Source organism: Streptomyces sp. NPDC048291, assembly GCF_043201715.1.
Lineage (GTDB): Bacteria > Actinomycetota > Actinomycetes > Streptomycetales > Streptomycetaceae > Streptomyces.
Genome location: NZ_JBICZC010000009.1, coordinates 306485 through 320711 on the forward strand (window position 1 = coordinate 306485; position 14227 = coordinate 320711).

The 14227-nt window shown below is 73.1% G+C and carries 10 protein-coding genes; 9 read left to right on the forward strand and 1 reads right to left on the reverse strand.

The window, feature by feature from the left end; translation table 11 throughout:
- Window positions 1-131 precede the first annotated feature (131 nt).
- The 8 genes from ACGF5O_RS25465 (at window position 132) to ACGF5O_RS25500 (ending at window position 11820) form a co-directional block, all read left to right on the forward strand.
- On the forward strand, window positions 132-1166 hold the full coding sequence (locus ACGF5O_RS25465) for a methionine ABC transporter ATP-binding protein (protein WP_393812172.1): 1035 nt from the start codon (window positions 132-134) through the stop codon (window positions 1164-1166).
- A 20-nt stretch (window positions 1167-1186) separates the two neighbouring features.
- The gene (locus ACGF5O_RS25470) at window positions 1187-1897 is read left to right on the forward strand and encodes a methionine ABC transporter permease (protein ID WP_393812341.1); all 711 of its coding nucleotides are present in this window, start codon (window positions 1187-1189) and stop codon (window positions 1895-1897) included.
- A gap of 67 nt (window positions 1898-1964) precedes the next feature.
- Window positions 1965-2801 (forward strand): MetQ/NlpA family ABC transporter substrate-binding protein, encoded by an 837-nt coding sequence (locus tag ACGF5O_RS25475; protein WP_393812173.1) that lies wholly within the window; start codon window positions 1965-1967, stop codon window positions 2799-2801.
- Window positions 2802-2985: 184 nt separating this feature from the next.
- A complete protein-coding gene (locus ACGF5O_RS25480; protein WP_393812174.1) occupies window positions 2986-3624 on the forward strand; it encodes a GNAT family N-acetyltransferase in 639 nt (212 codons plus the stop codon).
- A gap of 106 nt (window positions 3625-3730) precedes the next feature.
- Window positions 3731-4957 carry a precorrin-6y C5,15-methyltransferase (decarboxylating) subunit CbiE gene (gene cbiE / locus ACGF5O_RS25485; protein WP_393812175.1) on the forward strand — a complete coding sequence of 409 codons (1227 nt, stop codon included), beginning with the start codon at window positions 3731-3733 and terminating at the stop codon, window positions 4955-4957.
- Window positions 4958-5301: 344 nt separating this feature from the next.
- Window positions 5302-9036 (forward strand): nicotinate-nucleotide--dimethylbenzimidazole phosphoribosyltransferase, encoded by a 3735-nt coding sequence (cobT, locus tag ACGF5O_RS25490; protein WP_393812176.1) that lies wholly within the window; start codon window positions 5302-5304, stop codon window positions 9034-9036.
- A 653-nt stretch (window positions 9037-9689) separates the two neighbouring features.
- Window positions 9690-10922 (forward strand): uroporphyrinogen-III C-methyltransferase, encoded by a 1233-nt coding sequence (gene cobA, locus ACGF5O_RS25495; protein WP_393812177.1) that lies wholly within the window; start codon window positions 9690-9692, stop codon window positions 10920-10922.
- A 79-nt stretch (window positions 10923-11001) separates the two neighbouring features.
- Window positions 11002-11820, forward strand: a complete 819-nt coding sequence (locus tag ACGF5O_RS25500) for a TrmH family RNA methyltransferase (protein ID WP_393812178.1) — start codon at window positions 11002-11004, stop codon at window positions 11818-11820.
- A gap of 30 nt (window positions 11821-11850) precedes the next feature.
- Here ACGF5O_RS25500 and ACGF5O_RS25505 read toward each other — a convergent pair whose 3' ends face one another.
- The gene (locus ACGF5O_RS25505; RefSeq protein WP_393812342.1) at window positions 11851-13197 is read right to left on the reverse strand and encodes a protein kinase; all 1347 of its coding nucleotides are present in this window, start codon (window positions 13195-13197) and stop codon (window positions 11851-11853) included.
- A 196-nt stretch (window positions 13198-13393) separates the two neighbouring features.
- Here ACGF5O_RS25505 and ACGF5O_RS25510 point away from each other — a divergent pair, with 196 nt between their 5' ends.
- The gene (locus ACGF5O_RS25510) at window positions 13394-13669 is read left to right on the forward strand and encodes a hypothetical protein (RefSeq protein ID WP_294001445.1); all 276 of its coding nucleotides are present in this window, start codon (window positions 13394-13396) and stop codon (window positions 13667-13669) included.
- The last annotated feature ends 558 nt before the right edge of the window (window positions 13670-14227 follow it).

A 14227-nucleotide genomic window follows, 5' to 3' on the forward strand; every position in this document is an offset into this window, starting at 1 on the left:
AGCCGCCCCCCCCGCGCACATGTTCTCCCCGGTTCAGCGCCTCTGCGAGAACCGTGCCGCGTCCCTGAACGAACGCACCCGTGCGCCCGGGCACACCCACGCCCGCGCACTCGACAGTGACGGAAACCCACGTGATCACCACCACGGGCCTCACCAAGGTCTACCGCTCGCGCGGCCGAGAGGTCACCGCCCTCGACGGCGTCGACCTGCACGTCCGCGAAGGCGAGGTGTACGGCGTCATCGGCCAGTCCGGCGCCGGCAAGTCCTCGCTCATCCGCTGCGTCAACCTCCTTGAGCGTCCCACCACCGGCACCGTGACGGTCGACGGACGGGACCTCACCGCCCTCGCCGGACGCGGTCCGCGGGCCGGCCGGGAGCTGCGGCAGGCGCGCAGCCGGATCGGCATGGTCTTCCAGCACTTCAACCTGCTGTCCACCCGGACCGTCCAGGACAACGTCGAGCTGCCGCTGGAAATCCTCGGAAAGTCGGGGAAGGAACGTTCCCGCAAGGCGCTCGAACTGCTCGACCTCGTCGGGCTCGCCGACAAGGCGAAGGCCTACCCGGCCCAGCTCTCCGGCGGTCAGAAGCAGCGCGTCGGCATCGCCCGCGCCCTGGCCGGCGACCCCAGGGTGCTGCTCTCCGACGAGGCGACCAGCGCCCTGGACCCGGAGACCACCCGCTCCATCCTCCAGCTGCTGCGCGACCTGAACCGGCAGCTGGGCCTGACCGTCCTGCTCATCACGCACGAGATGGACGTCGTGAAGACGATCTGCGACTCGGCCGCGCTGATGGAGAAGGGCCGCATCGTCGAGCAGGGCACCGTCAGCGAACTGCTCGCGACCCCGGGCTCCGAACTGGCCGCCGCGCTCTTCCCGGTCGGCGGCGAGGCCTCCGGCGAGGACCGCACCGTCCTCGACGTCACCTTCCACGGCGAGGCCGCCACCCAGCCGGTCATCTCCCAGCTCTCCCGCACCTACAACATCGACATATCGATCCTCGGCGCCGCCATCGACACCGTCGGCGGCCTCCAGATCGGCCGCATGCGCATCGAACTGCCCGGCCGCTACGAGGACAACGTGGTGCCCATCGGCTTCCTGCGCGAGCAGGGTCTCCAGATCGACGTACTGGGCCGGGAGGCCCTGCTGGTGAAGGACGGTGCCCAGTGACCTGGACTGACTGGTCTGCGATGCAGCCGCTGCTGTCCCAGGCGTGTTGGGACACCCTCTACATGGTCGGCTGGTCCACGCTGATCGCCGTCGTCGGCGGCCTCCCGCTCGGCGTCCTGCTCGTCCTCACCGACCGCGGCGGCCTGCTCCAGAACGTGGTGACCAACAAGGTCATCGGGCAGATCGTGAACGTCGCCCGCTCGATGCCGTTCATCATCCTGATGGTCGCGCTGATGAACTTCACCCGCTGGATCACCGGGACGACCATCGGCCGTGAGGCCGCCATCGTGCCGCTCGCCATCGGCGCCATCCCCTTCTTCGCCCGCCTGGTCGAGACGGCTGTCCGCGAAGTGGACGGCGGGCTGGTCGAGGCCGTCCAGTCGATGGGCGGCAACACCTGGACCGTCGTACGCAAGGTCCTCGTACCCGAGTCGCTGCCCTCGCTCATCTCCTCCACCACGACCACGATCGTCGCGCTCATCGGCTACTCCGCGATGGCCGGCACGGTCGGCGCCGGCGGCCTCGGCGACATCGCCATCCGCTACGGCTACCAGCGGTTCGAGACCGAGCTGATGTGGATCACGGTCGCCATCCTCGCCGTCGTCATCTCGGTCATCCAGTTCGCCGGCGACTACGCGGCCCGCTCCCTGCACCGCCGCGGCGGCCGGTCCGGCCCCGTGCCGAAGCTGCGGCTGCTGAAGGCCGCCACGGCCACGGGCAAGACCGGCTGAGCCCACCCCCGATCTCCCCGCACCACCCTTCGCGGGGTCGCTCCACCCTTAAGGAAAGGCACTTTTCGTGCGTAACACCGCAAAGCTCACCGCCGCCGTCCTCGCCGCTGGAGCCCTCACCGTCGGGCTCACCGCCTGCGGTTCGGACAAGGACTCCGCCTCCGGCTCCGCCGACTACAGCGGCCCGCTGGTCGTCGCGGCGAGCCCGACCCCGCACGCCGAGATCCTCGACTACATCAAGGACAACCTGGCGAAGAAGGCCGGACTCGACCTGGAGGTGAAGGAGTTCACCGACTACATCACGCCGAACACGGCGACCGAGGACGGCTCGGTGGACGCCAACTACTTCCAGAACCAGCCGTACCTCGACGACTTCAACAAGAAGCGCGGCACCCACATCGTGCCCGTCGTCACGGTGCACCTGGAGCCGCTCGGCCTCTACTCCCACAAGGTGAAGAGCACCGACGCGCTGAAGAGCGGTGCGACGGTCGCCGTCCCCAACGACGCCGTGAACGAGGCGCGTGCCCTCAAGCTGCTCGCCGCCAACGGCCTCATCACCCTCAAGGACGGCGTCGGCAGCGAGGCGACCCCGCAGGACATCGCCAAGAACCCCAAGAACCTCCAGTTCAAGGAGGTCGAGGCGGCCCAGACCGCGCGCTCCCTCGACGACGTCGACGCCGCGGTGATCAACGGCAACTACGCCATCTCGGCCGGCATCAAGCCCGCCAAGGACGCCCTCGTCCTGGAGTCCGCGAAGAACAGCCCGTACGGCAACTTCCTCGCGGTGAAGAAGGGCAACGAGAAGGACCCGCGGGTCAAGAAGCTCGCCGAGCTGCTCACCTCGCCCGAGGTGAAGAAGTTCATCGAGGACAAGTACCAGGGCTCGGTCATCCCGTCCTTCTGAGACCTCCTGCCGGAGCCCCGCACGTCCAAAGCGAACGTATCGCCACGCACGGGGTCCATTCCCTCACAGGGGGTGGACCCCGTCGTGCGGTTCAGTGGTTTCATGCTGCATGCTGGGCAGTTCGCAGGCCCTGACGGTCTGACGGGTTGGCCCTGAAGGATTTCCGATGGTTACGGAGCGGCGCATGACTAGCACCTTCCCCAACATCTCCATCAGCACGGAGCGGTTGGTGCTGCGGCCCCTCGACGAGGACGACGTGCCCGCGCTGACCGAGATGATGAACGACGAGCAGGTCGGGGCCTGGACGTCCGTACCGCAGCCGTACACCGAGAAGGACGCCCGCGTCTGGATCACCGAGATCGCCCCCGCCGAGCGCGCCGAGGGCCGGGGCATCGTCCTCGCCGTCACCGAGTTCCTCACCCAGCGTCTCGTCGGCATGGTGCACCTGCGGAACACGGACTGGCGTGTTCGCGCCAGCGAGATCGCGTACGTCGTCGCCCCCTGGGCCCGCGGCGAGGGCTACGCGACCGAGGCGGCCCTCGCCACCGCCCAGTGGCTGTTCCACGACCAGAAGTTCGAGCGGATGGAACTGCGCACCGCCGCCGACAACACCGCCTCCCAGCAGGTGGCCCAGAAGATCGGCTGTATCAGCGAGGGCGTGCTCCGCAACGCCTGGATAGCCCGCACCCGGGCGGAGAACGGCGAGTGGACCGACGTGCGCACCGACGTCATCGTCTGGAGCCTGCTGCCGGAGGATCTCGCCGGGGTCAGCGAACAACTGGCCGACACCGGTGGTTTCACGTCCTTCAACGACTGGAACTGACATCAGGGGGCCCGCCGGGGGAACGACCGCCGTCACGACGCCGGAACCTTTCACCAGGTACCCTCACGGAGCCCGACCTGCGTAAACACCCTGGAGACCGACGACTATGGCCGACCGCGTCACGGTGATCGGCTGGGACGGTTCGCCGCTGACCGCCGCGGCACGCTCCGCCCTGGGCGCCGCCACCCTGGTGGCCGGCGCCGCCCACCACCTGGAACTGCCCGAGGTGCCGCCGCGAGCAGAACGCATCCGCCTCGGCAGCGTCGCCCTCGCCGCCCGCCGCATCACCGGCCACCGCGGCACCGCCGTGGTGCTCGCCGACGGCGACCCCGGCTTCTTCGGCGTCGTACGGACCCTGCGCGCACCCGAGTTCGGCCTGGAGGTCGAGGTCGTCCCCGCCGTCTCCTCGGTGGCCGCCGCCTTCGCCCGCGCCGGCATGCCCTGGGACGACGCACAGGTGGTGGTCGCACACCGGCGCACCCTGCGACGCGCGGTGAATGTGTGCCGCGCCCACACCAAGGTCGCCGTCCTCACCTCACCCGGCGCCGGCCCCGCCGAACTCGGCCTCCTCATGGAGGGCGTCCACCGCACCTTCGTCATCTGCGAGGAACTCGGCACCGATCGCGAGCAGGTCCACGTCGTCACCTCCGACAAGGCCGCCGACCACGCCTGGCGCGACCCCAACGTCGTCATCGTCATCGGCGGCACGACCGGACCGGTGACGGCACCCGAGGGCGGCGGCTGGATCGCCGGCCGTGATCCGGCCACCGGCCCGCGCGGCTGGGTGCGGCCCGACGCCGAGTACGGCGACGGCGCCCCGCTCGGCGAAGGGGAGACGGATCTGCTGCGGGCCGCCCAACTCGCCCGCCTCGGGCCCCGGGTCGGCGACCTCGTCTGGGACATCGGCTGCGGCAGCGGCGCGTTCGCCACCGAGGCCGCGCGCGCCGGAGCCGCCGTCATCGCCGTCGACCGGGACCTCGCGGCCTGCGTGCGCAGCGAGGCGGCGGCCCGGAAGTTCGGCGTCCAGCTCCAGATCGTGCACGGCGGTGCCCCGCACGTGCTGGAGAACCTGCCCGAGCCCGACGTCGTCCGGGTCGGCGGCGGGGGAGCGGCCGTGGTCTCCGCGGTCGCCGACCGCCGTCCGCAGCGCATCGTCGCGCACGCCGCCACCCGGGACGCGGCCGAACTCATCGGCCGCGACCTGACCGAGCACGGATACGACGTCGAATGCGCCCTGCTGCAGTCCGTCGAACTCGACACCAGGGCCTGGACGGAGACCGAGCGGAACGTCGCGTTCCTGCTCAGCGGTGTTCTCCCCGAGCGCGCCCCGTGATCCTGTTGTCATACTGCGCGCGGTAGGCTGGCCGATCGCTGCACCGCACCGGTGGCCCGGAAATTCGTTCGCCAATGTCCGGAAAACGCGCCCCTTTTGGGGTGGGTGTGGTACGGCAGAACCGGGGACGCGCAACGTGGCGCAGTCCACAGCGGGCTGTCGCGGATCACGCTGTCGCGACGGTCGAACGGCCGGGACAATGCCACTGAATGGCTTTGTCGCCTTTTCTGGCGGGTCGTTCGTGCCGCTGGGCACGCACGCTCGTTCTTCACTGCGGGGCGGTCGGTGCGCCGCCCCGGGCGAGCTGGTCGTAGAAGGCACTAACCGATGGGCGAGGGGTACGCATGACGGACACCGGCCAGGTCCCGGGCGAGGGACTGCCGGAGAGCGCAGGCATGGTGGAACAGCCGGGCGTTCCCGCGCACGGCGCGTACACCTACCTCTCCGAGTCGCCTGCCGAGGACGAAGAGGACCTGCTGCTCCCGGGTGCCCAGGGCGCCTGGGGCAACGAAGTGCCGCCGCCGGCCCCGGAACCGGTCGTCGAGACCGTCCACGAGCCCGGCCCGCACGAGACGGACGGCCGGGACAGCGGCTCGGTCGACCTCACGTCCGTCCGGCTGCCCAACTCGGTACCGGCGTCGCCGATCCTCTCCGTGCCGCACGACCCGGCCGCCGCACCGGCGCCGCGCCGCCCGCTGCACCTCGGCCCGCCGATCCCCGACGCCTCCACCAGCCCGGTCCGCTCCCTCGCCGACCGCGGCCCGGCCGGCGTGCCGGTACGGCAGCCGGGCGTTCCGGCGGCCGGTCCCGAGTACCTCGACGTCCAGCCGCCGCACGAGGCGGTACCGCAGTCCGCCGCGCCCTGGGGCGCCCCGCAGGCGGTACCGCAGGCAGTCGCGCAGGCCGCTCCGGTGCCCCGGGTGGCCGCACAGGCCACGGCTGCCGAAACGGTTGCTCCGGCTCCCGTCGTCCCGGCCGCCCCCGCTGTTCCGGAGCCCGAGCCGCAGCCCGCGGTCGCCCACGAGCCCGGTACCCCCGACCCGGCCGGCGCCGCCCAGGCGGCCGTCGCCCGGCTCGCCACGGCGGCCGTGGCCACGGGCACCGCGGTCGAGCAGCAGGCACCCGCGGCCGGCGTCGGCGTGCTCGGCGTGCAGCACGAGAACGCGTACGGTCCGCAGGGCGCGGCCCAGCCGGTCGGCGGCGGGGTTCCGGGGCCGGCGGCCGAGCCGATGGTGCCCCTGGCCGTTCCGGCGCCGGGCGTCGCTCGGACGACGCAGGCTCCGCACTTCCCGGACGCTCCCGGGAACACCGGGGTTCCGCAGGCTCCGCAGGGTCCGGACGCGGTGCCGGCACAGATGGTCCCGACGGGCGTGCCGGGTCCGGAGGCCACGCAGGCGCCCGGCGCCGACGTGACCGCGGGTGACGGCAACCCGCCGGTCCCGGAGGAGCCCGGCCACCCGCCCGTGGAGCCGGAAACGGTCGCCGAGGCCGTGGTGACCGCGCCGGAGCAGCAGCCCGTGGCGCCGGCCGGAGCCGAGCAGGGCACGGACCCCGTGGTGCCCGGGCCGGGCCCGGCGCCGGAAGCCGTCGCCGCCGTACCGGACGCGGTCGTAGCGCACCAGGTCGTAGCGCACGCCGTCGTACCGGATGCCGTCCTGACAGACGCCGTCGCACCGCACGTCGTGGCGCCGGAAGTCGTCGCGCCCGAATCCGTCCCGGCTGCGGAAGCCGCCGTGGCCGAGCCCGGCCGGGCGGTGCCCGCCGTGCCGCCCGCGCCGGTGCAGCCCGCCGAGGACGCAGCCGAGGAATCCGCCCCGGCAGCCCCCGGGCCCGTCGTCGCCGAGGTCCCCCAGCCGGCGGAGCCGCTCACGCCGGCCGTGCCGGAGGCCGGGCAGGTCATCCCGCCCGCCGCGGCCGACGTACCCGCGGCAGCCGCCGTACCGCAGCCGGCCGAGACCCCCGAGTCGCACCCCGCCGAGCCCGCCCGGCCGGTCGGCGTCCCCCTCGCCGGCCCGCAGACCCAGAGCCCGGTGCCCGCCCCCGGGGCGACCCCGGCGGAACCGGCCCCGGACCACCCCCTCGGTGAGTTCGTCGCCGTCGACGGCCAGGTGCCGACCACCCCGCACCTCGCCCCCACCCCGCCCCACCCGCTGGTCCTGCCCGCCCAGGACCAGGGCGGCGAGCCGCTGCCCGAGCAGGCCGCGACGGTCCCCGCGCCCCGGGAGGCCGAGCCCGCTCCGCTGCCGGAGCACCCCGACGTCGTACAGCAAGCGGAGGACCTGGACACCAGGGCCGCCGACCAGGAAGAGAGCACGGCCCCCGTGGCAGAAGCACGTCAGTCCACCGGCCCGGCCGCACCCGCCTACGACGACGCCGAGCGCGAGGCCGTCCTCAAGGTCATGCGCGAACGCCGTGACATCCGCAACGGCTTCCGCAGCGACCCCATCCCGCACGAGGTGCTGCTGCGCGTCCTGGAGGCCGCCCACACCGCGCCCTCCGTCGGCCACTCCCAGCCCTGGGACTTCGTCGTCATCCGCTCGGCCGACACGCGCCGTTCGATGCACGAACTGGCCATGCGCCAGCGTGACGCCTACGCCAAGTCGCTTCCCAAGGGCCGCGCGAAGCAGTTCAAGGAACTGAAGATCGAGGCCATCCTCGACACCCCGGTGAACATCGTGGTCACCGCCGACCCGACCCGCGGTGGCCGGCACACCCTCGGCCGGCACACCCAGCCGCAGATGGCGCCCTACTCCGCCGCCCTCGCCGTCGAGAACCTCTGGCTCGCCGCCCGCGCCGAGGGCCTCGGCGTCGGCTGGGTCAGCTTCTTCGACGAGCGCGAGATGGTCCGCGCGCTGGGGCTGCCCGAGCACCTCGAAGTCATCGCCTACCTGTGCGTCGGCTACGTCGACGAGTTCCCGGACGAGCCCGAGCTGATGCAGGCCGGCTGGTCCAAGCGCCGCCCGCTGTCCTGGGTCGTCCACGAGGAGACGTACGGCCGCCGCGCACTGCCCGGCGAGGACCCGCACGACCTGCTCGCCGAGACCGTCGCCAGCGTCCGCCCGCTGGACGCCAAGGCGCTCGGCGAGGCCTGGGAACGGCAGAAGCGGATGACCAAGCCGGCCGGCGCGCTCGGCATGCTGGAGATCATCTCCGCCCAGCTGTCCGGCCTGTCCCGGCAGTGCCCGCCGCCGATCCCGGAGCCCGCGGCCGTCGCGATCTTCGCCGGCGACCACGGAGTGCACGCCCAGGGCGTCACCCCCTGGCCCCAGGAGGTCACCGCCCAGATGGTGGCCAACTTCCTCGGCGGGGGAGCGGTCTGCAACGCGTTCGCGAGCCAGGTGGGCGCCGAGGTCTGCGTGGTCGACGTCGGCGTCGCGGCCGAACTGCCCGCCACGCCGGGCCTGCTGCCCCGCAAGGTCCGCGCGGGCACCTCCGACATGACCACCGGCCCCGCGATGACCCGCGAGGAGGCCAAGCAGGCCATCGAGGTGGGCATCGAGACCGCCCGCGACCTGGTGGCCGCCGGCAACAAGGCACTCCTCACCGGTGAGATGGGCATCGCGAACACGACCGCGTCCGCGGCCCTGATCTCCGTCTTCACGGGCGCCGACCCCGGCGAGGTCACCGGCCGCGGCACCGGCATCAACGACGAGACCCTCGCCCGCAAGACCGAGGTGGTCCGCCGCGCCCTGGAGCTCCACCAGCCGGACCCGGCCGACCCGATCGGCGTCCTGGCCGCGATCGGCGGCTTCGAACACGCGGCGATGGTGGGCCTGTTGCTGGGCGGCGCGTCCCTGCGTACGCCGGTGATCCTCGACGGCGTCAGCGCCGGCGCCGCCGCCCTGGTGGCCCGGGCCATCGCCCCCGAGGTCCTGGCCGCCTGCATCGCCGGCCACCGCAGCGCGGAACCCGGCCACGTGGCAGCCCTGAACAAGCTGGGCCTGCGCCCCCTGGTCGACCTCGACCTCCGCCTGGGCGAGGGCACGGGCGCCCTGCTCGCTCTTCCCCTGGTCCAGAGCACGGCGAGGGCCATGCACGAGGTGGCGACGTTCGACTCGGCCGGCGTCACGGAGAAGTAGGGACGAGCGCCCTGGCATCGGCGGCGCCCCGCTTGCCGCCGATCCTCGGCCGCCTGCCGCCTGCCGCCTGCCGCCTGCCGCCTGCCGCCTGCCGCCTGCCGCCTGCCGCCTGCCGCCTGCCGCCGGTCATCGGTCGCGAGTCGCTGGCGGTTGGTGGTCGGTCATCGGCCGCGAGTTGCCGGTGGTCGGTGGTCGGTCACCGGCCGCGAGTTGCCGGTGGTCGGTGGTCGGTCACCGGCCGTGGGGCGACGGTGCTCGCTCGTCCGCCGTAGGCCTACGGCGGCTGGAGGTCGAACTCGGCCGCCGGTTGCCGAGAGGCGACTCCGCCGGTTTCCTCTGGCTGGGGGCTGGGGGCTGGGGGCTGGGGGCTGGGGGCTGGGGGCTGGGGGCTGGGGGCTGGGGCCTGGGGGCTACTGGCCCTGGGCCGCTGGGCCGCCGGGCCGCCGGGCGGGACGGCAGTGCCGGGCTCCTGTCGGCCGACCCGTGGTTGTGGGCAGGCGTTCCGCAGGGCGGAACGGGTGGGCACAACCGCCCACAGCCCTGCACCCGGCCCCGCAGCCCAGCCACCGGACACCCGAGCCGCCCACAACCACCCGCCCAGTAAAATCTGCACGTCAGGGCTACCGCCGCCGCCGACAGAGGAGCCGCACCTCATGGCCGAACACCCCGCCTACCCCGTAGGCCTCCGCCTCGCCGGCCGCCGCGTGGTCGTCCTCGGCGGCGGCCAGGTCGCCCAGCGCCGCCTCCCCGCCCTCATCGCGGCCGGCGCCGACATCACCCTCGTCTCCCCGGAAGCCACCCCCTCCGTCGAGGCGATGGCCGACGCCGGCGAGCTCACCTGGACCAGGCGCCCCTACCAGGACGGCGACCTCGGCGAAGCCTGGTACGCCCTGATCGCCACCAGCGACCCCGCCGCCAACACCGCCGCCTCCGCCGAGGCCGAGCGCCACCGCGTCTGGTGCGTGCGCTCCGACGACGCCGACCAGGCCACCGCCTGGACCCCGGCCACCGGCCACAGCGAGGGCGTCACGGTCGCCGTCCTCACCACGGACGCCCGTGGCCGCGACCCCCGCCACACCGCCGCCATCAGGGACGCCGTCGTCGAGGGCCTGCGCGACGGCACCCTCGTCGCCCCCCACCACCGCACCCGCACCCCCGGCGTCGCCCTGGTCGGCGGCGGCCCCGGCGACCCCGACCTGATCACGGTCCGCGGCCGTCGCCTGCTCGCCGCCGCCGACGTCGTCATCGCCGACCGCCTCGGCCCCCGCGACCTGCTCGCCGAACTCCCGCCGCACGTCGAGGTGATCGACGCGGCGAAGATCCCGTACGGCCGCTACATGGCCCAGGAGGCCATCAACAACGCCCTGATCGAGCACGCCAAGCAGGGCAAGTCGGTCGTACGGCTGAAGGGCGGCGACCCCTACGTCTTCGGCCGGGGCATGGAGGAGGTCCAGGCGCTCGCCGGGGCCGGGATCCCCTGCACGGTCGTCCCCGGCATCTCCAGCTCGATCTCCGTACCGTCCGCCGCGGGCATCCCGGTCACCCACCGGGGCGTCGCACACGAGTTCACGGTGGTCAGCGGCCACGTCGCCCCGGACGACGAGCGCTCGCTGGCCGACTGGCCGTCCCTCGCGAAGCTGACCGGGACCCTCGTCGTCCTCATGGGCGTCGACAAGATCGGGAAGATCGCGGAGACCCTGGTGGCGCACGGCAAGTCCCCGCAGACCCCGGTGGCCCTGGTCCAGGAAGGCACGACGGCCGCTCAACGCCGGGTCGACGCGACCCTCGCCACGGTCGCCGAGGTCGTCGTCACGGAGGAAGTGAAACCCCCGGCGGTCATCGTGATCGGCGAGGTCGTGAACGTCGGCCCGCGGACGGCGCCCTGAACGGGACCGGCGTAACCCCGGGTAACACAACCCGCCCCAGACCATTGGCACCCCACCCAGGACAAGGCAGTATCACCCTGTGGCCGATCTCATCACCGTTGAGGATCCCGACGACCCGCGCCTCCGCGACTACACGGGCCTGACCGACGTCGAGTTGCGCCGCAAGCGCGAACCGGCCGAGGGTCTGTTCATCGCCGAGGGCGAGAAAGTCATCCGCAGGGCGAAGGACGCGGGCTACGAGATGCGTTCCATGCTGCTGTCCGCCAAGTGGGTCGACGTCATGCGCGATGTCATAGACGAACTACCGGCCCCCGTCTACGCGGTCAGCCCGGAGCTCGCCGAGAAGGTCACCGGGTACCACGTGCACCGCGGCGCCCTCGCCTCCATGCAGCGCAAACCGCTGCCGACGGCGACCGAACTGCTGCGCACCACCCGCCGGGTCGTCGTCATGGAGTCGGTCAACGACCACACCAACATCGGCGCGATCTTCCGCTCGGCGGCGGCCCTCGGCATGGACGCGGTCCTGCTGTCGCCCGACTGCGCGGACCCGCTCTACCGGCGCAGCGTCAAGGTCTCCATGGGCGCGGTCTTCTCCGTGCCGTACGCCCGTCTCGACAGCTGGCCCAAGGGGCTGGACTCGGTCCGCGAGGCCGGCTTCACGCTGCTCGCCCTCACCCCGGACGAGAAGGCCCGCAGCCTGGACGAGGCGGCCCCGCACCGGATGGACAGGGTCGCCCTGATGCTGGGCGCGGAGGGCGACGGCCTCTCCACGCAGGCGCTGGTCGCCGCCGACGAATGGGTGCGCATCCCGATGTCCCACGGCGTCGACTCCCTCAACGTGGGCGCGGCGGCCGCGGTCGCCTTCTACGCGGTGACCACCGGCCGCCCCGAGGCGTAGGACCGCTGCCCCGCCACTTCCCGGGGGCCGCTACTCCCTGAGGGACACGGCCTTCGGGGAGGTGCCCCCGCCACCCGGGACACCCATCCCGTGCGCGGGCCCGGAGCAGCCCTGGGCCAGCGCGATCCCCAGCGCCACCAGCAGGGTCACCACGACGAACACGAACAGCCGCTGGCGCAGCAGCCGGGGATTGGCCGGCCGCCGTCCGGTGCCGGTGGGACGCGGCGCCGGGCGCCCGTTGCCACCGCGCGAGGCGGGCCGGTTCCCGGTCCCGGTCCCGTTCCCGGGCCGGGTGCCGTTGCCGCGCGGGGCGGGCGTGGGGCGGGCGCCGTTCGGCCGGGACGGCACCCCGCCGGCCGGCCGCGCGCCGCTGCCGCCGCGCGAGGGAGCGTTGCCCCGCACCGGCGCGCCGGACGAGCCCGACGAGGACTGCGGCCGGCGCTGGGTGCGCTGCGGATCCGGGTAGGTCGAGTAGGTGTCGGTGAGTCGTCCGGTGGGCCGGTCCGCCTCCGCGGCACGCGGCGTGGGCGGCCGTACGTCGGCCAGCCCCTGCGCCTCGCGCGCGGCGATCTCCTTCAGCCGCAGCGACAGCTGCAGCGTGCTCGGCCGCTCCTCCGGGTCCTTCGCCAGACAGGCCCGCACCAGCGGGGCCAGCGCGTCCGGCACCCCGTGCAGCGCCGGCTCCTCGTGGACCACGCGGTAGAGCATCACCTCGGAACTGCCGTGCCCGAAGGGCGAGTCACCGGTCGAGGCGTAGGCGAGGGTCGCGCCGAGCGAGAAGACGTCGGTGGCCGGGGTGACGGCCGCCCCGCGCACCTGCTCGGGCGCGAGGAACCCGGGGGAGCCCACCGCCGTGCCGACGTGGGTGAGGGTGGAGGCCCCGGTGGCCCAGGCGATACCGAAGTCGATGATCCGCGGCCCCTTCGGGGACAGCAGGATGTTCGACGGCTTGAGATCCCGGTGCACGACCCCGGCCTCGTGCACGGCGACCAGGCCCTCGGAGAGCGCCGCGCCGACCGCCGCCGCGTCCGCCGCGCCCAGCGGGCCGTCGTCGGCGACCTTGTCGTGCAGCGAGGGACCGGGCACGTACTGGGTGGCGAACCAGGGCCGCTCGGCCTCCAGGTCGGCCGCGACCAGCCGCGCGGTGCAGCCGCCCCTGATCCGCCGGGCCGCGGAGACCTCGCGGGCGAAGCGGGACCGGAACTCCTGGTCCTCCGCCAGATCGGGCCGGATCACCTTCAGCGCGACCCGCTGCCCCTTCTTGTCGGAGCCGAGGTAGACCACGCCCATCCCGCCGGCGCCGAGCCTTCTGTGAAGCCTGAACGAGCCGACGACGCGCGGGTCCTCGCGCCTCAGGCGCATCATCGCCATGTTCATCCCCGCTGCCCGGTCCGTCTGACGTGGCACAGCTTACGTTTACCGGGCCGCCCGTGCGCAGAGGCCGCGCCCTCTCGGCCGGATGGATTGTCAGTGCCGGGTGGGAGACTTGAGGAGTGGTCAGGAAGGCACCGTTATCGGCGCCTTTGAGTACCCGTCTGCTCCAACAAGCCGTCACAGAAGGGGGATTGATGCTGTGAAGGGTGACCGCGTGGAGATAGTCGTGGACGCCGGCGACACCACCCGCACCTACGAGGTGGTGGCGAGCAGGGCGGGCCGCCGGGTGGAGACGGCGGTACGGCGAGGGGTGGTGGAAGTGAGCGAAGTCACGCGGAACGGCGCCGTCGTCCGGACCGCCCGCTTCATGGCGACCAGGGTCCTGGCCCTCGTGGAGCAGCCGGTGCCCCGGGAGGACAGCTCGGAAAAACCGGGAAGGACCGGGCACCCCCTCCGGGAAGACCCCGAGGGGTAGGACGAGACGCAGGACCCGTCTCCACCCAGGGGAGTAGACCGCAGGTCACGGCTCATCCTCTCGGAGGCCCGCGATTCGGTACGAGGGCATGACGTCCGCGAGGCGGCCCGCGCCTAGATTTGAGGTCAAGCGGCGGGTGCAGCACTCGTCCCCCGAGGTCAGACACCCGCCGCTGCCAACGACAACTGAACGGTCAGGAGAGGGACCATGGCTCTTACGGCACAGCGGACACACACCACCCGCCCTCGCCGACAGGGCCGCCGTCACCCACTGGTGGCGACGCTGATGGCCCTTCCCCTGGCGGTCCTGCTCCTCGTCGTCTTCGACGGCTGGGAGACAGTGGCCACACAGGCGTCGTCCGTGGGAGTGATGCTGGGGCGCTGAGCGGCGACCCCAGGCCCGGAAGAGCGGTCCGGGCGGGGACATCCACCCATGAAACCCCGTGGGGACGGGGGTGCGGCGGACGGCAAAATGCCGGCGCAGCTGGGGAGCTGCGCCGGCATTGCTTTTTCTGCGGGCCGGTGCGTACGTCGTCGGGTGCGGGCCGGTGGGGGCTTG

What these genes read in the sequence shown, in the direction of transcription:
- cobT (WP_393812176.1), top strand. Translation starts at nt 5,302, where the DNA reads ATGACGGACACCGGCCAGGTCCCGGGCGAGGGACTGCCGGAGAGCGCA.
- ACGF5O_RS25470 (WP_393812341.1), top strand. Translation starts at nt 1,187, where the DNA reads ATGCAGCCGCTGCTGTCCCAGGCGTGTTGGGACACCCTCTACATGGTC.
- ACGF5O_RS25505 (WP_393812342.1), bottom strand. Translation starts at nt 13,197, where the DNA reads ATGAACATGGCGATGATGCGCCTGAGGCGCGAGGACCCGCGCGTCGTC.
- cobA (WP_393812177.1), top strand. Translation starts at nt 9,690, where the DNA reads ATGGCCGAACACCCCGCCTACCCCGTAGGCCTCCGCCTCGCCGGCCGC.
- cbiE (WP_393812175.1), top strand. Translation starts at nt 3,731, where the DNA reads ATGGCCGACCGCGTCACGGTGATCGGCTGGGACGGTTCGCCGCTGACC.
- ACGF5O_RS25480 (WP_393812174.1), top strand. Translation starts at nt 2,986, where the DNA reads ATGACTAGCACCTTCCCCAACATCTCCATCAGCACGGAGCGGTTGGTG.